The 21956-nt window shown below is 60.2% G+C and carries 19 protein-coding genes; 7 read left to right on the top strand and 12 right to left on the bottom strand.

Features of this window, described 5'->3' with window-relative positions; genetic code table 11:
• Window positions 1–392: 392 nt before the first annotated feature.
• The 6 genes from pepN to AC1RQB_RS13880 are packed head-to-tail and all read right to left on the bottom strand — an operon-like array spanning window position 393 to window position 6909.
• Window positions 393–3050 carry an aminopeptidase N gene (gene pepN / locus AC1RQB_RS13905; protein WP_063343487.1) on the bottom strand — a complete coding sequence of 886 codons (2658 nt, stop codon included), beginning with the start codon at window positions 3048–3050 and terminating at the stop codon, window positions 393–395.
• A 10-nt stretch (window positions 3051–3060) separates the two neighbouring features.
• Entirely contained in the window at window positions 3061–3891 is an 831-nt protein-coding gene (locus tag AC1RQB_RS13900; protein ID WP_063343486.1) for a DUF2797 domain-containing protein, read from the bottom strand.
• A complete protein-coding gene (locus AC1RQB_RS13895; RefSeq protein ID WP_008074411.1) occupies window positions 3888–4148 on the bottom strand; it encodes a YeaC family protein in 261 nt (86 codons plus the stop codon). Before AC1RQB_RS13895 ends, AC1RQB_RS13900 begins: the two co-directional genes overlap by 4 nt.
• A 30-nt stretch (window positions 4149–4178) precedes the next feature.
• Window positions 4179–5051 carry a rhomboid family intramembrane serine protease gene (locus AC1RQB_RS13890; protein ID WP_063343485.1) on the bottom strand — a complete coding sequence of 291 codons (873 nt, stop codon included), beginning with the start codon at window positions 5049–5051 and terminating at the stop codon, window positions 4179–4181.
• Window positions 5048–6022 (bottom strand): metallophosphoesterase, encoded by a 975-nt coding sequence (locus tag AC1RQB_RS13885; RefSeq protein WP_207267455.1) that lies wholly within the window; start codon window positions 6020–6022, stop codon window positions 5048–5050. The genes AC1RQB_RS13890 and AC1RQB_RS13885 overlap by 4 nt, the downstream gene beginning before the upstream one ends.
• Window positions 6019–6909, bottom strand: a complete 891-nt coding sequence (locus AC1RQB_RS13880; protein WP_007906781.1) for an NAD(+) kinase — start codon at window positions 6907–6909, stop codon at window positions 6019–6021. Before AC1RQB_RS13880 ends, AC1RQB_RS13885 begins: the two co-directional genes overlap by 4 nt.
• Window positions 6910–7033: 124 nt before the next feature.
• On the opposite strand from AC1RQB_RS13880, the gene AC1RQB_RS13875 reads away from it, so the two are divergent.
• A complete protein-coding gene (locus tag AC1RQB_RS13875; protein ID WP_207267321.1) occupies window positions 7034–7984 on the top strand; it encodes a DUF1853 family protein in 951 nt (316 codons plus the stop codon).
• Window positions 7985–8213: 229 nt separating this feature from the next.
• Here AC1RQB_RS13875 and AC1RQB_RS13870 read toward each other — a convergent pair whose 3' ends face one another.
• Window positions 8214–8774 carry an NADPH-dependent FMN reductase gene (locus tag AC1RQB_RS13870; protein ID WP_063343483.1) on the bottom strand — a complete coding sequence of 187 codons (561 nt, stop codon included), beginning with the start codon at window positions 8772–8774 and terminating at the stop codon, window positions 8214–8216.
• Between the two features lie 184 nt (window positions 8775–8958).
• On the opposite strand from AC1RQB_RS13870, the gene AC1RQB_RS13865 reads away from it, so the two are divergent.
• Both AC1RQB_RS13865 and AC1RQB_RS13860 read left to right on the top strand, forming a co-directional pair.
• Window positions 8959–9195 (top strand): hypothetical protein, encoded by a 237-nt coding sequence (locus AC1RQB_RS13865; protein WP_052964268.1) that lies wholly within the window; start codon window positions 8959–8961, stop codon window positions 9193–9195.
• 88 nt (window positions 9196–9283) lie between these two features.
• Complete coding sequence (locus AC1RQB_RS13860) at window positions 9284–10177, top strand: LysR substrate-binding domain-containing protein (protein WP_008074399.1); 894 nt, start codon at window positions 9284–9286, stop codon at window positions 10175–10177.
• On the opposite strand, the gene AC1RQB_RS13855 is transcribed toward AC1RQB_RS13860, so the two are convergent.
• From AC1RQB_RS13855 to AC1RQB_RS13835, 5 genes are all read right to left on the bottom strand, one after another.
• The gene (locus tag AC1RQB_RS13855) at window positions 10143–10757 is read right to left on the bottom strand and encodes a GNAT family N-acetyltransferase (protein ID WP_008074397.1); all 615 of its coding nucleotides are present in this window, start codon (window positions 10755–10757) and stop codon (window positions 10143–10145) included. The genes AC1RQB_RS13860 and AC1RQB_RS13855 overlap by 35 nt on opposite strands.
• A gap of 14 nt (window positions 10758–10771) precedes the next feature.
• Window positions 10772–13027: an Orn/Lys/Arg family decarboxylase gene (locus AC1RQB_RS13850; RefSeq protein ID WP_008074395.1), complete on the bottom strand. Its 2256-nt coding sequence runs from the start codon at window positions 13025–13027 to the stop codon at window positions 10772–10774.
• Window positions 13028–13321: 294 nt separating this feature from the next.
• Window positions 13322–14080 carry a DNA polymerase III subunit epsilon gene (dnaQ, locus tag AC1RQB_RS13845; RefSeq protein ID WP_008074393.1) on the bottom strand — a complete coding sequence of 253 codons (759 nt, stop codon included), beginning with the start codon at window positions 14078–14080 and terminating at the stop codon, window positions 13322–13324.
• 228 nt (window positions 14081–14308) lie between these two features.
• A complete protein-coding gene (gene rnhA, locus AC1RQB_RS13840; RefSeq protein WP_003180633.1) occupies window positions 14309–14761 on the bottom strand; it encodes a ribonuclease HI in 453 nt (150 codons plus the stop codon).
• Window positions 14762–14853: 92 nt separating this feature from the next.
• Window positions 14854–15612 carry a methyltransferase domain-containing protein gene (locus AC1RQB_RS13835; RefSeq protein WP_008074391.1) on the bottom strand — a complete coding sequence of 253 codons (759 nt, stop codon included), beginning with the start codon at window positions 15610–15612 and terminating at the stop codon, window positions 14854–14856.
• Between the two features lie 65 nt (window positions 15613–15677).
• Between AC1RQB_RS13835 and gloB the strand changes: the two genes are divergently transcribed.
• From gloB to AC1RQB_RS13815, 4 genes are all read left to right on the top strand, one after another.
• Window positions 15678–16445 (top strand): hydroxyacylglutathione hydrolase, encoded by a 768-nt coding sequence (gene gloB, locus AC1RQB_RS13830; protein WP_063343482.1) that lies wholly within the window; start codon window positions 15678–15680, stop codon window positions 16443–16445.
• Window positions 16446–16544: 99 nt separating this feature from the next.
• Window positions 16545–17999, top strand: coding sequence for a transglycosylase SLT domain-containing protein (locus tag AC1RQB_RS13825; protein WP_063343481.1), 1455 nt, complete (start codon window positions 16545–16547; stop codon window positions 17997–17999).
• Between the two features lie 282 nt (window positions 18000–18281).
• The gene (locus tag AC1RQB_RS13820) at window positions 18282–20114 is read left to right on the top strand and encodes an extracellular solute-binding protein (protein ID WP_063343480.1); all 1833 of its coding nucleotides are present in this window, start codon (window positions 18282–18284) and stop codon (window positions 20112–20114) included.
• Window positions 20111–21952 (top strand): extracellular solute-binding protein, encoded by a 1842-nt coding sequence (locus AC1RQB_RS13815; protein WP_063343479.1) that lies wholly within the window; start codon window positions 20111–20113, stop codon window positions 21950–21952. Before AC1RQB_RS13820 ends, AC1RQB_RS13815 begins: the two co-directional genes overlap by 4 nt.
• Window positions 21953–21956 lie beyond the last annotated feature (4 nt).

Below are 21956 nucleotides of genomic sequence, written 5' to 3'. Positions count from 1 at the left end.
ATTGCGTAGGGGGCACCGCGGCAAGGATGCCGCGGTAGCCGCCCCCGGCCATGGATGGCCGATGGCGGCGGGCCCCCGGAGCAATGCCGGAGTGAGGGCATGCCGAGCCCAAGCGAGGCACCGAATGGCGGGGCAAGAGCGCTTTGGTTACTTTCGCGCTTTTCGAAAGTGACTCGCTGTAAGAGCGAAACCGCCAGCCGGCGCTACCGCAGAAACGGATATGTACACCATCAAAAATCCCGGTCGGCTATCAGGCCGCCATCGCAGGCAAGCCAGCTCCTACAATTTGATCGGTGTAAATCTGTAAGAAACAGGTCGCCTATCAGGCCGCCTTCGCGAGCAAGCCCGCTCCCACAGAGGTCCGAGTGAACTCTGCGGGAGCGAAGCCAAACTCAGGCCAGGCTTTTGCTGACCACTTCAAACACATCGCTGGACAGTTGCCCCGAAGCGCGAATCCGCTCCAGCTCGCCTTTCATCAACGCCTGACGAACGTCGTCGTATTTGCGCCAGCGTGTCAGCGGCGCCAGTTGGCGAGAGGCGATCTGCGGGTTAAATCCGTTCAGCTCGATCACCAGATCCGCCAGGAACCGATACCCGGAACCATCGGCCGCGTGGAAGTTGATCAGGTTCTGCCCGGCAAACGCGCCGATCAGTGCCCGCACCTTGTTCGGGTTCTTGATCGTGAATGCAGGGTGTTGCATCAAGGCTTTGACCCGCTCCAGACCGCCCGGCAATGTGCTGCCGGCCTGAACGCTGAACCACTGATCCATGACCAGCGGATTGTCCTTGAAGTGTTCGGCGAAGGTCGCCAGCGCCGTGGCTTTCTGCTCTTCGAACGGCGAGTTGACCAACACCGCCAACGCCGTCAGACGCTCGGTCATGTTGTCGCTGGTGTCGAACTGCTCGAGGGTTGCCGCCAAGACTTCCGGCTTGCCGCTGAGCATCAGGTACGACAGCGCAATGTTTTGCAGCGCGCGGCGGGCGAAATGCTCAGCCTCGGCCACATACGGCGTTTTCTTCGAGAGATCGCGATTGGCCTGATAACGCAGCCACAATGCCTCGAACAAGCCTTCAGCCAATTGCTTACGGGCAAACTCGCGGGCCGTGTGAATGGCGTCTACGTCAGCCACTTCACTGATCTCGGTCAGATACGCCTCGCCCGGCAACGAGAGCATTTCGGCGACCATCGCCTGATCCAGCGTCTCATCGGACAGCACGGTACGCAGCGCTGAAACCAGACGCTGATCCAGCACCAGCGCTTCACCCTTCTGTTGCTGTTCGATCAACTCTTGCAGCACCTGCACCGACAATTGCTGGCCGGCATCCCAGCGGTTGAAGCCGTCGCTGTCGTGCTGCATCAGGAACATCAACTGATCGCGGTCGTACGGGAAGCTCAGTTTCACCGGCGCCGAGAAGCCGCGCAGCAACGAAGGCAGCGGCTTTTGCGCAATGTCGATGAAGGTGAAGGTCTGCTCGGCTTCAGTCACCGAAATAACCCGCGAAGTGCCTTGAGCACTGGTTTCACCGGCAAGACGCAGGGCAATTTCGTCGCCCTTGCTGTCCAGCAGGCCCAGTTCCACTGGAATCACGAATGGCAGCTTTTCCACCTTGTCCGGGGTTTCCGGGCAGCTCTGGCGGAAGGTCAGGCTGTAGGTTTTTGCCGCGGCGTCGTAGGACTCGCTCACCGCCAAACGAGGCGTGCCAGCCTGGCTGTACCAGCGTTTGAACTGGGTCAGGTCGACACCGTTGGCATCTTCCATGGCCTTGATGAAGTCGTCGCAGGTCACGGCCTGGCCGTCATGGCGTTCGAAGTAAAGGTCGCTGCCTTTGCGGAAACCGTCGGCGCCCAGCAAGGTGTGGATCATGCCGACCACTTCCGAACCCTTTTCGTACACGGTCAGGGTGTAGAAGTTGGAAATCTCGATGAAGCTGTCCGGGCGTACGGCGTGGGCCATGGGGCCGGCGTCTTCGGCGAATTGGTGGGTGCGCAGGTACGCGACGTCCTGGATGCGTTTGACCGTGGCCGAGTTCATGTCGGCGGAGAACTCCGAATCCCGGAACACGGTGAAGCCTTCCTTGAGCGACAGCTGGAACCAGTCGCGGCAGGTCACACGGTTGCCCGACCAGTTGTGGAAGTATTCGTGGGCAACGATCGCTTCTACACGCTGGTGCGCGGCGTCGGTAGCGGTTTCGGCGCGGGCCAGCACGGCGCTGGAGTTGAAGATGTTGAGGCCCTTGTTTTCCATGGCGCCCATGTTGAAGTCGTTGACTGCGACGATCATGAAGATGTCCAGGTCGTACTCTCGACCGTAAACCTCTTCGTCCCAGCGCATGGACTTCTTCAGGCTGTTCATCGCGTGCTGGCACTTGTCGATGTTTTCCGGCTCGACATAGATGCGCAGCGCCACGGAGCGCTCGGTCATGGTGGTGAAGGTGTCTTCGACGCACCACAGGTCACCGGCCACCAGCGCGAACAGGTAGGCCGGTTTCTTGAACGGGTCTTCCCAGGTCGCCCAGTGCCGGCCGTCTTCGCCGGGACCCGAGGCAATCGGGTTGCCGTTGGACAGCAGCACCGGATAGCTGTGCTGCTCGGCGACCACCGTGGTAGTGAACGTACTCATCACGTCCGGGCGGTCGAGGTAATAAGTGATTTTGCGGAAACCTTCGGCTTCACACTGGGTGCAGAACATGGTGCCGGATTTGTACAAGCCTTCCAGGGCGGTGTTGGTTTCCGGGTGGATCCTGACGCTGGTGTCGACCGTGAAGCTTGTACTGGCCGGGTGCAGGGTCAGGTGATTCTCGGTCAGCTGATAGTCGGCAGCGCTGAGTTCGCGATCGGCCAACGTCACCGACAACAGATCGAGTTGCTGGCCATCCAGCACCAGCGGCGGCAGGCCCGGGCCACGTTCAGGGTTGCGGCGCATCACCAGTTGCGCATGGACCAGGCTGTGGTCCTCGAACAACTCGAAGGTCAGGTGCGTCTCGTCGATCAGGTACTCGGGCGCCTGATAGTCCTTCAGGTAGATCATCTTCGGTTGTTCGGTGCGCATACTGGAATCCTTACTGATGCACGGCGAGCTGGTAGGCCGTGTATTTACGAATATTGATCACGCCGGTGTCGAAAATCAGGTACTGGCCCTTGATCCCCAGCAGCGTGCCTTCGGCAATCGGGTTCTTGTCCAGGTTGAAGCTGACAATCTTGGCCGGGTATTGCTCGACCGGATAGCGGATCTCGAGCGGTTCGACATCGGTAATGGTCTGGATTGCTTGCAGGCCAAATCGTTCCTGCAAACCTTGCAAACCTTGCGCACAACTTTCAAACAACTGATCGCGAACCTGCGCCAGATCCACCGATACCGCATCGCCCTTGAGTAAAGCACGCCAGTTGGTCTTGTCGGCTACCTGGCTGCGGAACAGGTCTTCGACGAAGCCTGACTGCTGACGGGTCGCGACGCGCATGATCGGCAAGGCCTGGCTGGCGCCCTGATCGAGCCAACGGGTTGGCAGCTGGGTGGCGCGGGTTATGCCGACCTTGATCCCCGACGAATTGGCCAGATACACCACATGATCGGTCATGCAGAATTTTTCGCCCCACGCAGGCTCACGGCAGGTGCCGGCGTCGTAGTGGCAACGCTCCGGGCTCATGATGCAAAGGTCGCATTGGGCCAGTTTGGTCATGCACGGGTAGCAGTAACCCTGGCTGAAACTGGTTTTGGTCTTGCGTCCGCAATGGGTGCAGTGGATCGCTCCCAGGTATTCCAGGCGCACCGTGGTGCCGATCAACGGATTGACCGGTACCTCGGCGTCGCCCAGACGAAAAGCGTACTGAACGTTCGGCCCGTCAAGGCGCGCCGACATTTTGCTGATTGCACCGCGGCCAATCTCGATCAATGGACAGCATCCGATTTGAACAGAATGTTTGGCACTTCAATCGACTTCGACTCGCATTCCTGCGGGCCCATGTAGCCGGTGCGTTCTTCCTCGGGCAGGTTCTGGATTTCCCAGGCGATCATCGCTTGCAGGGACAGTTCGCGCTGCTCAGCGGTGAGTTTGCCACCGTCGGACCATTTGCCGATTTCCACCGCCAGTTTCAGGCTCTGGTAGATATCCGGGGTGATGTTTTTGATCATTTCGTTGAAAGAGGACATCAAGGGCTCCGCGCTCTTTAATCACATAGCTTATTTGGAAGTCAGTTTACGGCGGTTGTACAAACCGCCCAACAAACCGGTGAAGCATCCGATGAGTAACCCGCTGACGTGGGCGGCATTGGCAATCTGGCCGAAACCGATCATCGAGACCAGCCCGGACAGGCACACCAGCAACCACACCAGCATCATCACCAACACCCCTCGAGGCAGGCGATACGCCGGGTTCGGCGACAGAAGCTGGAAGATCCAGCAATGCCCAAGCAAACCGTACAGCACGCCGGACAACCCGCCAAACAGGCTCGGGCCGCTGAAAAGGAACTGGACATAGTTGGACACCAGGCTGAACAGCAGCGTCAGGCCGATCAGGTTGATGCTGCCCTGCCGCGATTCGATGCGCCGCCCCAGTTCCCAGTACCACATGCCGTTCATGGCCAGGTGCAGGATGCCGAAGTGGATCAGCATCGGCGTCACCAGACGCCACCACTGCCCCGCCGCCAGGCTGTCGGCCAATGGCGTGAAATGGATGTACTCGCCGACCACACGGAAATCGAGGAAGGTCAGCCAGCGTATCGTGTCGAGGTTATCGCCCAGCAGCGTCACCATGGCGACGATCAGGGTCAGCAACAGCACCAACGCCGTGGCCTTGCTGTGACGCAACTGCTCGACTAAGCCCGGACGCTGCAGCGTCTGCGCGATCGGGATATCCAGTTGCTGATCGGGGTCACCCGCCGGAAAGCGTTCGTACAATGAGCGCACGTCTTCGCTGATGTTGGCCGGGACCCATAGCACCTGCTCGCCCGCCTCTTCGCTGACCCGGTGGGGCACTTGCATGCGTTGCAGCAGTTTGACGAACCCGCTCAAATCCACCGCCAAAGGCAGACGTAATACCGCCACCGCCGTCATTGCAGCACCTCCGGCCGCTCGACATCGACCCAGACAAATTTATGCGGGTCGAGACGGGTTTCCTGATCCAGACGATAAGCGACCAGTTTGCCATAGAGCACCGCACTGTAATCCAGGCACGCCAGGTTCGGGCGGATCGGCGCCGGTTTGCCGCTGCGCCAGTAGTGGCCGACGAACAACAGCGGCTCATCGACGCCGTAGCGCAGCAAGTTGTCTTTTTCGCTGGACGACAGCGGCGTGCGGGCCACCGGTTCAGGCAAGGCGTCGGGCTGGAACACGATGTCTCCGTAGGTTTGCGGGTCGTCTTCCCAGAACTTGGTGCGGAAAAACGAGCGCGTCAGGCCGTCGCCGCTGGTCATGGTCAACCCGTGGGGCAAGCGCATGTCGGTGCCGCGCAACAGGCGATCGAACACGGTGCAGGCAAAACTGCCCGGCACCGCGGAGGCCTGGAGGAAGTGCTCATCGATGCAGCCGTCGGGGAACAGGCCGCGCAAAGGCTCGATCAGGCCGGCGTCCCAACAGGCATGCACCACCCGGAAACGCCCGGCATCGACGAACAGAGGCAATTCATAGAACCATTGCAGGAAGTCGTGCCATTCCGCGGGATGGTCTTCGAACTGGGTCAGGGTTTCCTTGAGCAGGCGACCGTGGCGCGGCGTATGTTCACGCACGAACTGCTGACCGCTGCCCGGCAACGCCGGCGTGCTCCAGCCGAGGGCGTTGAATTCATGGTTGCCCATGATGCACAGCGCCTGGCCGGCCTCGACCATGTCGTGGACGATGTGCAGCGCCTCGCGAATCCGCGGGCCGCGGTCGATGATGTCGCCGAGGAACACCACCATGCGCGACGGATGCCGCCAGACGCCAGCCTGTTTGTGATAACCGAGCCGGTCGAGCAAGTGCTCAAGGGTCAGAGCGCAACCGTGCACGTCACCGATCAGGTCGTAGCTACGCGCGGGATCGAGCATCAGTCGCCTCCACCACCCAACTTGCTGCCCCAGCCGAGCTTGGTCCGACAGACTTCATAGTAGTTGTGGTCCAGCGGGTGAATCAGCCGCAGTTTCTGCGCTTTCTTGCTGATGGTGATGGTGTCACCGGGCGCGCAGGTGAAGTGATTCTGCCCGTCACAGGAAACTTGCGGGTAAATCTGCATATCTTTGGACACGACGATTTTCAGCTCACTGTTGCCATCGACCACGATCGGTCTACCTGACAAGGTATGGGGGTACATCGGCACAATCACAATAGCGTCGAGCTTGGGATGCATGATCGGGCCGCCCGCCGACAGTGCGTAGGCGGTTGAACCGGTCGGCGTGGCGACGATCAGGCCGTCGGCCTTCTGGCTGCAGACGAACTGGCCATCGATGTACAACTCGAACTCGATCATCCGCGTCGATTTACCGGGGTGCAGCACTACATCGTTCAGTGCATCGCCCTGACCGATGGCCTCGGCGTGGCGCCGGACTTCGGCTTGCAGCAGGAAGCGGTTTTCCACCAGGTAGTGGCCGTCGAGCACTTCGGCGACTTTGACTTCCAGTTCATCGGGGCGAATATCGGTCAGGAATCCCAGGCTGCCCCGGTTGATGCCGAGCACCGGAATATTGTGTCGGGCCAGCGCCCGGGCGGCGCCCAGCAGGCTGCCGTCACCACCGACCACAATCACCATGTCACAGACTTCACCGAGCATCTTGCGCGACGAAGTTTGCAGGCCATGACCCGGCAGGACTTCGGCGATGGTGTCTTCGAGGATCACGTGCAGGTGACGATCGAGCAGAAACCGTTTCAGTCGGCGGACGGTATCCAGCACCTGAGAACTGCCCAGGCGACCGATGATGCCGATATTACGAAATTGCTCCATGGGGCTCCTATTAGGATGCGGAGGGCCTGCGACGGCGAAAAACACGATTATGGGCGAAAGCGCGGCGTAGACAAAACCCTTTCAGCCACAACGGTGCGCTCGCGTTTCGGGCTATGCTCGCAAGATGATCCTATTTCCAGATTTGCTCCAGTTACCTCACCAGTTGCGCCACCCTGAAGTGCGCGACCTGGCTTGGGTCATCCTCGCGCCGCCGATGCTCAGCGTCACCCCGTGGCCGCAGCGTCATCCGCTGGCGGGCAGCGACTGGGTGCAGGCACCGGAGCGCCTGGAACACTGGCTCAGGCAACTGGATCGCGACAGCTACGACTTGCTGCACTGGCTGGCCCAGGCCAGGACCCGGCGACTGGGCCTGTACTACGAGCGGCTGTGGCAGTACGCCGTGCGGCACGCGCCGGGTATCGAACTGATTGCCGCCAACATGCCGATCCGCCGTGAAGGCCACACCCTGGGTGAGCTGGACATGCTGCTGCGTGATCGCGATGGCGTGCATCACCTGGAACTGGCGATCAAGCTCTATCTGGGGCCACAGAACGGTGACGGCCACGACACCGCGCAGTGGCTCGGACCGGGCTGTCATGATCGGCTCGACCGTAAACTCAAGCACCTGAGCCAGCATCAATTACCGATTTCCGCGCGGGCGGAAAGCCGTGCAGTGCTGGCGTCGCTGGATATCCAGCAGTTCAGTGCGCATCTGTGGCTGGGCGGTTATCTGCTCTATCCGTGGCCGGGACAGTCCGAATCACCCAGCGGCGCGCACCCTCAACATTTGCGCGGTAGCTGGCTGCATCAGAAGGACTGGGCGGATTTTGTCGTGCAGCGTCCGTTCGGCCGTTGGCAACCCCTGCCCCGCCATGCCTGGCTGGCGCCGGCGCACTATCCCAAAGAGCAAACCTGGAATGCTGAACAGCTGAGCGCATGGCTGAGCGATCTGGACCCGCTGGCACCTGCGCAATTGATGGTGCGGCTGACAGAGAATGGCGAAGGAGATTGGGAAGAAGCCGAGCGCCTGTTTCTGGTGTCCGATCTTTGGCCGAATGTGCCGGGTAATGGTTGAGTTTTTGTGGTGAATGGACTGACCTCTTCGCGGGCAAGCCTCGCTCCTACAAGGACGCTTGCCATAAGCAGATCCAATGTGGGAGCGGGCTTGCTCGCGAAAGCGGTATGTCAGGCGCCATCAATGTTGACTGTGCCGCCGTCTTCGCGAGCAAGTCGAATCGTCGCACCGCCGCTCCCACAGGGAATTGTGGCTGGCCAGAAGAATTAATCAGCACCACGTACATGGTTCATTGCTTTTTATGCTGCTCAACCCACAGCGCATACGCATCGATAAATTTTTGCAAAAACGGTCTGACCGACTCCGACAACTTGCCCGCCTCGTCGAACGCTGAACCGGCGCCGCCCAGGTAGGCTTCCGGTTGCTGCATGCACGGCACATTGAGAAACACCATGGACTGGCGAATATTGTGGTTGGCGCCAAATCCGCCGACGGCGCCCGGTGAAGCGCTGATCACCGCACCTGGCTTGCCGTTCCAGGCGCTCTTGCCATAAGGGCGCGACCCCACGTCGATCGCATTCTTCAATGGCGCCGGTACCGAACGGTTATATTCCGGGGTCACGAACAGCACCGCGTCGGATGAACTCACTTGTTGTCGGAAAGTGCTGTAGGCTGCCGGCGGTGATTCGCCATCGATGTCTTCGTTGTAGAGCGGCAAATCGCCGATTTCGACGATGTTCAGTTTCAGATTGGCAGGCGCCAGCTCGGCCAGCGCCAGCGCGACCTTGCGGTTGATCGATGCTTTTCTCAGGCTGCCGACCAGAACGGCGATCTCGTAGACGTTGCTCATGGAAGATTCTCGACTGTCCGATGGGAAGAGCTTCTAGTTATAGATGATCAAATGACGATTCAACCAGCGGGCGACGGAAAAACGCCGCCCCTGACTATTTTTTTCCTGTAGGAAAACTTACCTCGCCCAACCACGGTCTACAGAACCGCAAATTGAGTGATTTATCTCCAGAGGTTCTAAGCAGATGGCAGCAGTACTCGTCGGTCAGTTCCATGCAAGAGACGCGGAAGGCCGCGTTTATTCCGTGCATGAGTTCCAGGAATCCACCCCGTCACACGACGGCCTCGCCGGCTCGGTGCCTGTCACCACCTATAAACTGGCCATTGGCGACCGGCTCAACAAACTTGACGACAACGAATTTGTGCTGGTGCAATCGGGCGTCACCCTCACTCGCGAACCTGAAACGAACGTGGCCTCATAACTCGCTGTTATGAGCAGAAGTCATATGCGCGCACTTGAGTTAGGATTCAGTGACTGACTCCCTCACCTGCTGAACATGGACTTCACGCATGCGTTTACGTCATATCGAAGTGATCCAGGCGCTCCTGCAGACCGGTCACCTGGGCACCGCCGCCGAATGGCTGCAGCTGCCGGTGGCCGAGGTTGAACGCACCCTGCGTGATGCCGAGGATCAGTTGGGTTTCATGCTGTTTGCCAGCGTGCGTGGTCGTCTGCAAGCCACGCGCGAAGCACGGGAGTTGCAGGTCGAGATCGCCCACGTCTACGAAGCCCTCGAGCCGGTCCAGCGACTGGCCAGCAGCCTCAAACAATATTTGGCCCCGCCCCTGCGCATCATCTGCACCCCGCCGTTGGCACAACACCTGTTGCCACACAGCATCGCGGCCCTGCGCCGACGCCTCCCCGACGCACCTTGCACCCTCCTGAGCCAGCCGACCGGCGCGATTGTCAGAAGCCTGCTGCTGCGTGAAAGCGATCTGGGGCTGAGCCTGCATGACCCGGAGCACGCTGATATCCATTGCCAGGTCATCGCTCAAGGCAAGCTCCAGTTGCTGGCGCCCCATGGCTGGCTGCAACCGAAACAGAAGTACATTTCGCTGCAGGACCTGGCTGGCCAGTCGATGGTCGGCCTGGAAGGTCACGATCCGTTAAGCCCGGCACTGGACAACAAGCTGCATGCGCTACGCCCTGCCCCGGTCATTCAGACACGGGTACAGACTCATCAGATGATGCGCAGCATGGTCGAGGCCGGTGAAGGTCTGGCGATCGTCGACCCGTTTACCGCCCTCGGCGCCAAATCGGCCGGGCTCGATGCCTGCCCCCTGGCGCCTGCCGTGCCGATCAGCGTGTATGCCTTGAGCCTGAAGAGCGCCGAGCCCTCTGCGGCCGTTCAAGCGCTGCTGGACATCATCACGGAACAAGCCGTGGCGATGCTGGCGAGCTGAGCGGGTTTTCCAGCGGATTATCGAATAATCGATACCAGAACAGCGCCATTTCAGCGGTATTCGGATCGATTCCGCGGTAGCGCAGGTGATCGATTCCGCCGACCACATAGCCACAGCGCTCATAAAGCCGACAGGCGCCCAGGTTGTTGTTCTGGGTTTCCAGCATGATGCCCGGCAGTTTTTTCTTGCGACTCCAGAACTGCGCCACGTCCAGCAACGCCTTGGCCACGCCATGACGGCGCGCCGGCGCATGCACCGCCAATTCATCGATATGGGCGAAGCCGTTCCAGTTGGTGCTGACCACTAAATGCCCCACTGGCTCGTCATCCAGATAGGCCATGAAAATCGCGCTGTCAGCGGCATCGCGAAAACTGCTGAATTCCTCGGGATCGATGCCGTAACACTTGCGATACGGAGTGATTGGCGTCACCGGCCACTGCGCCACCGGCTTGCCGATTTGCGCGGCACCATAGGCGGCGACTTCAAAACTGAAATCACTGCCCCAGATATAAGCCGCAAACCCCTCATCGGCGACACGCACCGAGAGGCCCGGGTATTTGGGATTCATGACGGGTTGCATAGTCGCAAAGGTCCTCATTCCTTGATGCAATCGACGGTGTAATGCCGTCCATTGCCCTCGTCTTCGTGTTGCAAGCCATGCACATCGGCGACAAATCCGGGAAAGCTGCTGTCGAACGTACGGGCAAACTTCAGGTAATCGATGATCGAACGGGTCGACTCGGTGAACCGCTCGCCGGGCATGATCAACGGGATCCCCGGCGGGTATGGCACCAGCATCACCGCTGCGATCCGCCCGTCCAGAGCATCGATCGAAACAGCCTCAACCTCCCCGCGTACCAATTGATCATAGGCGTCCGCCGGCTTCATCGCGACTTCCGGCAGTACGGTGTACATGCGTTTGAGGTGTTTGGCCGTGGCATTGCTGCGATAACAGGCGTGCAATTGATCACACAGATCGCGCAAACCCATGCCTTGGTAACGGGCAACATTGTGTTGTGCCACGCACGGCAGGCAGGTGGCCAGGCTGACATTGGCGTCGTAACTGCGCTTGAACTCCAGCAACTCGGTCAGCAGCGTGCTCCATTTGCCCTTGGTGATGCCCATGGAGAACAGCACCAGGAACGAATACAGCCCGGTCTTTTCCACGACCAGCCCACGTTCCCAGAGGAATTTGCTGACCACCGCCGCCGGAATCCCGCGCGCGCTCAGGGCACCGCCCGCCGTCAAACCCGGCATCACCAGCGTGACCTTGATCGGATCGAGCAGTACGTAATCATCGGTTACGCCGCCAAAGCCATGCCAATCGGCGTCGGGTTGCAGCAACCAGTCTTCGGTGACTACCTGTTCGATACCTTCGGCCGAGGGTGGTTGCCAGATGGAAAACCACCAGTCATCGGCGGCGATGTGTTGGCGCAGATTGGCCAGGGCCCGGCGAAAACTCAGGGCCTCGTCGAACATTTCCTGCAACAGCGAACGGCCAGCCGGCCCTTCCATCATCGCCGAGGCCACGTCCAGCGAAGCAATGATGCTGTACTGCGGCGAGGTCGAGATGTGCATCATGAACGCTTCGTTGAAACGGTCGCGGTCGAGCTGCCGCGCACCGCCGTCCTGAACGTGAATCATCGACGCCTGACTGAACGCCGCCAGCAATTTGTGCGTGGAGTGCGTAGTGAACACCAGCGGGCTGTCTTCACTGCGAGAGGTGCCCATGCCGTAACGACCGGCGAAGAACTCGTGAAACGCCGCGTAGGCGTACCAGGCCTCGTCGAAATGCAGCACCTCGACGCTGTTGCCCAGGCTCTGCTTGATCAGCTCGGCGTTGTAACAGAGGCCGTCGTAAGTCGAATTGGTCACCACCGCCAACTTGACCTTGGGTTCGCGGCCCTTGGTCAGCGGGCTGGCGTCGATCTTGGCCTGGATCGACTCACGACTGAATTCGCTCAACGGAATCGGGCCGATAATTCCCAGTTCATTGCGTTCCGGGCACAGGTACAGCGGGATCGCGCCGGTCATGATGATCGAATGCAGCACCGACTTGTGGCAGTTGCGATCCACCAGCACCAGGTCATCGCGGGCCACCATGGAATGCCAGACGATCTTGTTGGCGGTCGAGGTGCCATTGATCACGAAAAAGGTGTGATCGGCGCCGAAATTACGCGCAGCTCTCGCTTCCGCTTCGGCCAGCGGGCCGGTGTGATCGAGCAGCGAACCGAGTTCCGGTACCGACACCGACAAATCCGAACGCAGCGTATTTTCCCCGAAAAACTGATGAAACGCCTGCCCCACCGGGCTCTTGTGATACGCCACGCCGCCGCCATGGCCGGGGGTATGCCAGGAATAATTGGAATCGGCGGTGTGCTGTACCAGCGCCTTGAAGAACGGCGGCAACAGACCGTCCAGATATTTGCGCGCCGCGCGGGCAACTTGCCGGGCAAGGAAGGGCACGGTGTCTTCGAACAAATAAAGAATGCCGCGCAGTTGATTGAGCTCGGCCATGGCGTCAGCCGGGGCATTTTCCAGGGTCACCTGTTCGCCCAAGGCAAAGATCGGCAGGTCCGGCGCCCGAACCCGTGCCAGACGGATCAGCTCCGCCATGTTATGCAGAAGATGAGCATGGGTGCTGGCGTCTTCGGCGGCAATTAACATGCAAGAGAGGCCGTGATGAGTCGAGGCGACCAGACGCCCTTCGTTGTAATCGACCGCCGAGACGATGCTGAAGCCTTCCTGCTCAAGCTCCCGGGCGATGCCACGCACACGATCACCGGCAACGGTGTCGGCCTTGATGTCGCGGTGGACGATCAGGACCGGGAATTTCAAATCTTTATACATGGGGCTCGGTGTCCTGAGGCGGCAGACCGTAGCCTGCCAATAACCTCAGGGTAGAGGGTTGGAGCGCATGTGGCGAGGGGGATGCCCTGAAGTGGGTCGGCGGGCGCACCAGCAAGTGGCCAGCAAACCCATTGTTCAGAAAGTTTACCTGTGGCGAGGGAGCTTGCTCCCGTTGGGCTGCGAAGCGGCCCCCTGCATTCGCTCCGATACACCGTGTTGGCAGGATTTGCGACTGCTGCGCAGCCGAGCGGGAGCAAGCTCCCTCGCCACAAAAGCCCTTCCGCTCGAAGGGGCTCAGGCCTGAGCCTTGGCCTCAGCCAATTGCTGCCACAACGACGGAGCACCAGCGGATTTTGCGATGGCTTCAAGGCGCGCAACGTGCTGGGCCAAATCTTCTTCACTCGCACGGATGATCCGGATCGGCTGACGATCGGCCGGCAGGCGACGGATTTCGGTGGCGGAGTTATCCGCGCCCTCACCTGAACCATTGCCATCGGACGCGTTACCGGCCAGCGACAGGCTGGTCTGGCCGCCGGTCATGGTCAGGTAAACGTCGGCGAGAATCTCGGAGTCGAGCAAGGCGCCGTGCAGCTCACGGCCAGAGTTGTCGACGCCATAGCGTTTGCACAAGGCGTCGAGGCTGTTGCGCTGCCCCGGGTGACGCTCCCGGGCCATCATCAGGGTGTCGAGGATCGAGCAGTGTTGCGTGATGTCCGCGCGGTCGTGATGGCCCATCAGGGCGAATTCGTTGTTGATGAAGCCAACGTCGAACGCCGCGTTATGGATGATCAGCTGCGCACCCTTGATGAACTCGAAGAACTCATCGGCCACTTCGGTGAAACGCGGCTTGCCCACCAGGAATTCATTAGTGATGCCGTGGACACCGATGGCGCCTTCGTCACTCTCGCGATCCGGTTGCAGGTAAACGTGGAAATGCCGGCCGGTCAGGCGCCGACCGATCAACTCGACACAACCGATTTCGATAATCCGGTGGCCGTCGGTCACCGGCATGCCGGTGGTTTCGGTATCGAGTACAACGGATCTGGTGGCCATCAGTGCTCAGCTCTCAACGGGTCAATCGTGCAAAAGCGGCGATGTTAACACGCTCGCCGGGGTCTTTCAGGTACACCGTGTTGCACCCATCGCGAGCAGGCTCGCTCCCACTGATCGTTCCCACGCTCTGCGTGGGAATGCAGCCCGGGACGCTCTGCGTCCCATTGGAACGCGGAGCGTCCCTTGAGGCATTCCCACGCGGAGAGTGGGAACGATCATCAACCGAAATCAAGCCTGCTTGTACCCACGCACTTCATCAACGCCACGGTTGGCCAGTTGGTCGGCCCGTTCGTTGCCGTGATGGCCGATGTGCCCGCGCACCCATTTCCAGGTGACGTTGTGGCGGTTGACCTGCTCGTCGAGCAGCTTCCACAGATCGGCGTTTTTTACCGGTTCCTTGGCCGCGGTTTTCCAGCCGCGTTTCTTCCAGTTGGCCATCCACTCGTTGATGCCTTTCATCACGTACTGGGAGTCGGTCACCAGCAGTACGTCACAGGAGCGCTTGAGCTCTTCCAGGCCACGGATCGCGCCCATCAACTCCATACGGTTGTTGGTGGTGTTGGCTTCGCCGCCCCAGAGTTCTTTTTCAACGCCCTTGCACACCAGCAATGCACCCCAGCCGCCCGGGCCAGGGTTGCCCTTACAGGCGCCATCGGTGAAGAGTTCTACGCTATCGCTCATGCCAATCTATCCAGAAAATGCGGTGGCTCGCCGATCGGTGACCGACGATGCCCGAGGCCGGGGCGAACCCGGCCGGGAAAATAAAATGTGTATTACGGTTCGAGGTGGCGACGGTTGACCTTGGCCATCGGCAACGGAATCAACTTGCCCATCGGTTCGCGCCGTTCCTGGCGCACCGGCCGCAGGCCTACCACGATCTTGCGCGCGACCAATAAATAGAAGCCACCACCGGACAATTGCCAGTCACCGGCCTTGCGCTCCCAACCGGCCAGACGGGCTTGCCAGGCAGGCGACGCAAGCGGCGGACGATAGCACCCGAAGCGGCGTTTCTCCAGCGCGAAGCCCAGCAGGTTCAGCCAGTCGGCGACTCGCGATGGCGAAATACAGCGGGCTTTGCGCAAGGCGTCATGGGCGAACACATGACGCAGCCCCCAGCTGCTCCAGGGGTTGATCCCGACAATCAGCAGATGCCCGCCGGGCCGGACACTGCTCGCCGCTTCGCGCAGCAAACCGTGGGGCGACAGGCAGAAATCCAGCCCATGCTGCAACACCACCACATCAGCGGCGTGCTCGCTCAAAGGCCAGGCCTGCTCTTCGCAAACAATCTCGACCCCCGGCAACGGCGCACCGAGCCGCACATTGCGCTGGACCTGCGGCGCCGACGGCGGTGTCTGCGCCGAGGGGCCGTAATGCACCAGATAGCCGCCGAAGAAGCGCCCCAACTCGTCTTCGAGCATGCGTCGTTCTTCGTCCAGCAGAAATTGCCCGATGGGGCCGGACAGCCATTCACGGGCCGCGCTGATCAATGTCAGCCACTCAGGATCGGCCTGAGCGAACGCTTTATCGGTCATTGCATTCTCCAACGCGCCAGGAAGTTCTAAGATGCGCCAATGTTTTCCGCTTGGCGAATCCGACGATGATACAGATCAGTGCCCTGCCCGCCTTCACCGACAACTACATCTGGTTGTTACAAGACCACAGCACCCAGCGCTGCGCCGTGGTCGATCCGGGCGATGCCGCGCCAGTACAAGCCTGGCTCGCCGCGCACCCGGGTTGGGTGTTAAGCGATATTTTGATCACTCATCACCATCATGACCATGTCGGCGGCGTCGAGCGGCTGAAAAAAGCGACAGACGCGACAGTCTATGGCCCGGCCAGTGAAAGCATCCCGGCGCGGGACGTGGCGCTCAAGAACAATGACCGCATCAGCGTGCTGGGCTGGGACTTCGATGTCATCCAGGTGCCGGGGCATACCCTCGGACACATCGCCTTTTATCACCAGGGCCATTTGTTTTGCGGCGACACCCTGTTCGCCGCCGGTTGCGGACGCCTGTTCGAAGGCACGCCGGAGCAAATGCATCACTCGTTGAGCCGCCTCGCGGCGCTGCCCGAAGACACGCTGGTGTACTGCACTCACGAATACACCTTGAGCAACCTGAAGTTTGCTGCTGCGGTCGAACCGGGCAATCCGGACACCGCCGCACGTCTGGAAAAAGTCACCGCACAACGTGAAGCCGGACTCATGACGCTGCCCTCTACACTGGCGCTTGAAAAGCGTACCAACCCGTTTTTGCGTGTTGACGAAACATCCGTTAAAGAAAAAGTGGACGAACGGAATGGAACCCAAAACCGGGCTCCGAGTGCGGTTTTTGCTGCTCTACGTGCTTGGAAAGATAAGTTCTAAGTAGCCATCACGTTGGTACAAAAATTCTGAATGGTTGACCGCAGGGGGTACGCTTTCTAGAATCGCCCGACATTTTTGCCCGGAACTTACTTCCAGCCAATGTCGTCACCTATTCGTAAAGCCATCAATTCAGACGCATTGACCCGCTTGGCTCAAGCCATTGCGGTGGCTGTGTCCGCCACTCTGGCGGGCTGTTCCAGCCATGTGCCGCAGACCGAAGCGACACACACTCCGAATATCGCCGCTCGAGCCAAGCAGAAACCTGTCTGGCTCAGCGAAAAACCAACACCGCAAATTCCACAGGACGTCTGGGAGCGCATGCGCCAGGGCTTCCAGTTGCAGGACAACCTGGGCGTCAACCCGCGCATCGAGCAACAGCGCCTGTGGTTCGCCAGTAATCCGTCCTTCCTCGAAAACGCCGGCGAACGCGGCAGCCTCTACATTCACTACATCGTCGAACGCCTTGAAGAACGCAACATGCCGCTGGAACTGGCGCTGTTGCCGGTGATTGAAAGCGCCTACAACCCGATGGCCTATTCCCGGGCCGACGCGGTGGGTCTTTGGCAATTCATTCCGTCCACCGGGCGTTACTTCAACCTCCGTCAGACCCGCTTCTATGATGGCCGTCGCGACATCACCGCCTCGACCACCGCGGCCATGGATTACCTGAGCCGCCTGCACGACATGTTCAACGGCGACTGGCTACTGGCCCTGGCGGCCTACAACGCCGGCGAAGGCACGGTCAGCCGGGCCATCGAGCGCAACGAACGACTCGGCCTGCCAACCGACTACTGGAACCTGCCGCTGCCAGCGGAAACCCAGGCCTATGTGCCGAAGCTGCTGGCCCTGTCGCAAGTGGTCCTCGCACCCGACGCCTATGGCGTGAACCTCAACCCGATCGCCAACGAACCGTACTTCCAGGTCGTCGAAATCAACCAGCGCATGGACCTGTCCAAGGTTGCCGCCGTCGCCAACATCGACGAAGACGAACTGTTCCAGCTCAACCCGGCCTTCAAGCAGCGCACCACCATCGACGGTCCCCAGCATCTGCTGGTGCCAACGTCCAAGGCGCAACTGCTGACTGCCAGCCTGTCGACCATGCGTCCTGAAGAGTTGATCAGCCAGCGATCGCTCAAGCCGGTGTTCGAAGGGGCAGACGACAGCGAAATCGCCAGCCTCAAGCGCGCCTATCGAGTCAAACGCGGCGACAATCTGGGCACCATCGCCAAGGCCAACAAGGTCGAGGTCAAAGACCTGCAACGCTGGAACAAGCTGAACGGCAAAGACCTCAAGGTCGGCCAGACCCTGGTGATGCAGGACACCACCAAGCGCAAATCCGGGCGCGTCAACACCGTGGTCGCGGTGAACAGCAAGACCAACGGCAAGGTAACCAACAAGACGCAACAGACCCAGTACAAGGTCAAGCAAGGCGACTCGCTGTACATGGTCGCCAAACGCTTCAACGTTGAAATGCAGCACCTCAAGCGCTGGAACCCTCGGGTTGGCCAGGCGCTGAAACCGGGGCAGATGCTGACGGTTGCTTCGCCGCATTAAGCAGCTTCGGGCAATGGGGCTTTTTTGTGGCGAGGGAGCTTGCTCCCGCTGGGTAGCGAAGCAACCCCAAAACCTGAAACCCGATGATTTCTGACTCCGCGCAGTCAGGTTTACGACTGCTTCGCAGCCGAGCGGGAGCAAGCTCCCTCGCCACAGGTTCTGCAATCCACCGGACCATCACCTCACAATTAACAACGCATTAACCCCCCGTCTTTTTCCTGTCGATACAAGCTGTTACTGTACGGCCCACAAAGCCCAAGCCGCCTGGATCGGATCTCTGACTTGAAGCGTCCCCTCCTCCTGCTCCTGATCAGCCTGGCCTTGAGCTCCCCCGCAAGCGCGACGATCAGCGAAAGCCATGGTTATGCGCAGTTCGGCACGCTCAAGTACCCGGCCAGATTTACCCACTTCGACTGGGTCAACCCGCAAGCGCCCAAGGGCGGTACGTTGCGGGTGATGGCGTTTGGCACCTTCGATACGCTCAACCCTTACACATTCAAAGGCTCAAGCCCGGTTTCCACCGCCAACTTCCTGCAGTACGGCATCAACGAACTCAATGAACCGTTGATGGTCGGCACCGGTCAATACGCGCCGTCCGGCGATGAGCCGACCTCCAGTTATGGCCTGATTGCCCAATCGGTGGAATACAGCGAGGACCGCAGCTGGGTGGTGTTCAACCTGCGCCCCGAAGCGCGTTTTCACGATGGCACGCCGATCACCGCTTACGACGTAGCGTTCTCTTACCGTTTGCTGCTCAAGGAAGGTCACCCGCAATACCGCACCAACCTTCAGGAAGTGTCGCGGGTGGATATTCTCAACCCACGGCGCATCCGTTTCGTCTTCAAACGCTCCGGTAATCCGCTGCTGATCCTGCGCCTGGGCGAGTTGCCGGTGTTGCCCCAGCATTACTGGAAAGGTCGCGATTTCAAGGCCACCACCTTCGAGCCGCCATTGGGCAGCGGGCCGTATCGCATCACCTCGGTAACGCCCGGGCGGCAGATCGTCTTCGAACGGGTCAAGGATTACTGGGGCAAAGACCTGCCAGTCAATCGCGGCAAGTACAACGTCGATCGCATGGAAGTCGAGTTCTACCGTGACAGCGACGTGGCTTTCGAAGCGTTCAAGGCCGGTGAGTTCGACATCTACATCGAACACCAGGCGAAGAACTGGGCCAACGGCTACAACTTCCCGGCCGTGCGCCGTGGCGATGTGATCAAGGCGCAAATCGCGCACCAGATCCCGACCCAGAGCCAGGGTCTGTTCATGAACAGCCGGCGGCCAACTTTCGCCGAGGCCAAGGTCCGAGAAGCGCTGGGGCTTATGTTCGACTTCGAATGGACCAACCGCACGCTGTTCAGCGGCGCCTACAAACGCGCCATGAGTTATTACCCCAACAGCGAGTTCTCTGCCACCGGGCTACCGGTCGGTCATGAGTGGCTGCTGCTCAAGCCCTATCGCGATCAGTTGCCCGCCAAGCTGCTCACCGAGCCGTTCAGCCTGCCGCAGACCGAAGGCCGCGGCATTCCGCGGGAAACCATGCGCAAGGCCCTGGAGCTGCTCGCCGAGGCCGGCTGGAAGCTCAACGGTCAACGGCTACAGAACACCATCGGCCAACCGTTGCGTTTCGAGATCCTGCTGGTCAACCCGAACCTGGAGCGCATCCTTCAGCCTTACGTCGAGAACCTCGCCAGCATCGGCATCGACGCACGGCTGCGCACGGTCGATCGCGCCCAGTACAAACAACGCCTCGATCAGTTCGATTTCGACATGATCCTGATGACCCTCAACCAGACCCTCAGCCCGGGTCTGGAGCAATGGCAGTACTTCCACTCCAGCCAGGTCGGGGTCAAGGGCAGCAAGAATTACGCGGGTATCGCCAACCCGGTGGTCGACCATTTGCTTGAACAACTGCTCGCCGCCCAGACCCGTGATGCACAGGTCGCCGCCGGCAAGGCGCTCGACCGGGTACTGCTGTGGCAGCACTACATCATTCCCAACTGGTACCTCAATTATCACCGCCTGGCCTACCGCAACCGGTTCGCCTTCGTCACCACGCCGCCCTACACCCTGGGCCTGAGCGCGTGGTGGCTGAAATCTTCGGAGAAAGATCGATGAAACCCGTACTCGCCCTGCTCTTGCAGGCCAGCGGTCTGTTGTTTGCCGGGCTGGCCTGCGCCGCCCCGCAACATGCCTTGACCCTGTACAACGAGCCGCCGAAATACCCGGCCGATTTCAAACATTTCGATTACGTAAACCCCGACGCGCCCAAGGGCGGGATCTTTCGCCAGGCCGGGTTCGGTGGCTTCGACAGCCTCAACCCGTTCATCAACAAAGGCGTGCCGGCCGACGACATCAGCATGATCTACGACACCCTGGCCAAACAGGGTCTGGATGAGCCGTTTACCGAATACGGCTTGATCGCCGGCAAAATCGAAAAAGCCCCGGACAACAGCTGGGTGCGCTTCTACCTGCGTCCCGAAGCACGCTTCCACGACGGCCATCCGGTACGTGCCGAAGATGTGGTGTTCAGCTTCCAGACCCTGATCAAGGACGGCGCCCCGCTCTTTCGCGGCTATTACAGCGACGTGGAGGACGTGGTCGCCGAAGACCCGCTCAAAGTGCTGTTCAAGTTCAAGCACAAAAACAACCGTGAATTGCCGCTGATCCTCGGCCAGTTGCCGGTGCTGCCCAAGCATTGGTGGGCCACCCGCGATTTCAACAAGGGCAACCTGGAACTGCCGCTGGGCAGCGGCCCGTACAAGGTCAGCGAAGTCAAGGCCGGGCGGTCGGTGCGTTATGAGCGAGTCAAGGATTACTGGGGCAAGGACCTGCCGGTTAATCGCGGTTTCTACAACTTCGACGTGATGACCACTGACTACTACCGCGACAACACCGTCGCGCTGGAAGCGCTCAAGGCCGGTCAGTTCGACTTCTGGCTGGAATCGGCCGCGAAAAACTGGGCCAAGGCCTACAACATTCCGGCGGTGGCCGAAGGTCGGCTGATCAAGGAAGAAATCGCCAACGGCAACCCCACCGGCATGCAAGGCTTCGTGTTCAATCTGCGCCGCCCGGTGTTTCAGGATGTGCGCGTGCGTCAGGCACTGACCCTGTTGCTGGACTTCGAATGGACCAACAAGCAACTGTTCAACGGCGCCTACGCGCGCACCCGCAGTTACTTCGAAAACTCGGAAATGGCCGCAACCGGCCTCCCCGACGCCGATCAGTTGGCGATCCTGGACCCATTTCGCGGCAAGATTCCCGAGCAAGTGTTCAGCGAGGCGTTCCAGAACCCGGTGACCGACGCCAGCGGCATGATCCGCACTCAGCAGCGCAAGGCCTATCAACTGCTGCAAGAGGCCGGCTGGCGGATCGTCGACGACAAAATGGTCGACGCCACCGGCAAACCGGTGACCATCGAATTCCTGCTGGCCCAGACCGAGTTCGAGCGGGTGCTGCTGCCGTTCAAGCGCAACCTCAGCGACCTGGGCATCGACCTGGTGATCCGCCGGGTCGACGTCTCGCAATACATCAACCGCGTGCGCTCCCGGGACTTCGACATGATCGTCGGCAGCTTCCCGCAGTCCAACTCGCCGGGTAACGAACAGCGCGAGTTCTGGATGACCGCCGCGGCCGACAAACCGGGCAGCCGCAACTCCATGGGACTGAAAGACCCGGTGGTGGATCAACTGGTCGAGCAACTGATCAACGCCGACTCACGCCAAAGCCTGGTGGCCCACGCCAGGGCACTGGACCGGGTGCTGCAATGGGGCTACTACGTGATCCCCAACTGGCACATCAAGACCTGGCGCGTGGCGTACTGGAGCCACATCGGCCACCCGAAGGTTTCGCCCAAATATGACATCGGCATCAATACCTGGTGGGTCAAGCCCAACGCGACATTGCCGATAGAAGTCGAAACCAAACTGCAAGCCGACCCTGCGGGCACGGAGTAATCAG

It is taken from the genome of Pseudomonas sp. GW822-FHT02E03 (genome assembly GCF_058802325.1).
Note: the sequence above shows the minus strand (reverse complement) of the source record. Positions and strands in the feature narration are given on the sequence as shown.

Bases quoted from the DNA above. Each gene is read 5' to 3' on its own strand.
- AC1RQB_RS13860 (WP_008074399.1), top strand. From the start codon at position 9,284: ATGCGTTTACGTCATATCGAAGTGATCCAGGCGCTCCTGCAGACCGGT.
- rnhA (WP_003180633.1), bottom strand. From the start codon at position 14,761: ATGAGCGATAGCGTAGAACTCTTCACCGATGGCGCCTGTAAGGGCAAC.
- AC1RQB_RS13850 (WP_008074395.1), bottom strand. From the start codon at position 13,027: ATGTATAAAGATTTGAAATTCCCGGTCCTGATCGTCCACCGCGACATC.
- AC1RQB_RS13825 (WP_063343481.1), top strand. From the start codon at position 16,545: ATGTCGTCACCTATTCGTAAAGCCATCAATTCAGACGCATTGACCCGC.
- AC1RQB_RS13875 (WP_207267321.1), top strand. From the start codon at position 7,034: ATGATCCTATTTCCAGATTTGCTCCAGTTACCTCACCAGTTGCGCCAC.
- AC1RQB_RS13855 (WP_008074397.1), bottom strand. From the start codon at position 10,757: ATGCAACCCGTCATGAATCCCAAATACCCGGGCCTCTCGGTGCGTGTC.
- AC1RQB_RS13890 (WP_063343485.1), bottom strand. From the start codon at position 5,051: ATGACGGCGGTGGCGGTATTACGTCTGCCTTTGGCGGTGGATTTGAGC.
- gloB (WP_063343482.1), top strand. From the start codon at position 15,678: ATGATACAGATCAGTGCCCTGCCCGCCTTCACCGACAACTACATCTGG.
- dnaQ (WP_008074393.1), bottom strand. From the start codon at position 14,080: ATGGCCACCAGATCCGTTGTACTCGATACCGAAACCACCGGCATGCCG.
- AC1RQB_RS13815 (WP_063343479.1), top strand. From the start codon at position 20,111: ATGAAACCCGTACTCGCCCTGCTCTTGCAGGCCAGCGGTCTGTTGTTT.
- AC1RQB_RS13895 (WP_008074411.1), bottom strand. From the start codon at position 4,148: ATGTCCTCTTTCAACGAAATGATCAAAAACATCACCCCGGATATCTAC.
- AC1RQB_RS13835 (WP_008074391.1), bottom strand. From the start codon at position 15,612: ATGACCGATAAAGCGTTCGCTCAGGCCGATCCTGAGTGGCTGACATTG.
- AC1RQB_RS13865 (WP_052964268.1), top strand. From the start codon at position 8,959: ATGGCAGCAGTACTCGTCGGTCAGTTCCATGCAAGAGACGCGGAAGGC.
- pepN (WP_063343487.1), bottom strand. From the start codon at position 3,050: ATGCGCACCGAACAACCGAAGATGATCTACCTGAAGGACTATCAGGCG.
- AC1RQB_RS13880 (WP_007906781.1), bottom strand. From the start codon at position 6,909: ATGGAGCAATTTCGTAATATCGGCATCATCGGTCGCCTGGGCAGTTCT.
- AC1RQB_RS13870 (WP_063343483.1), bottom strand. From the start codon at position 8,774: ATGAGCAACGTCTACGAGATCGCCGTTCTGGTCGGCAGCCTGAGAAAA.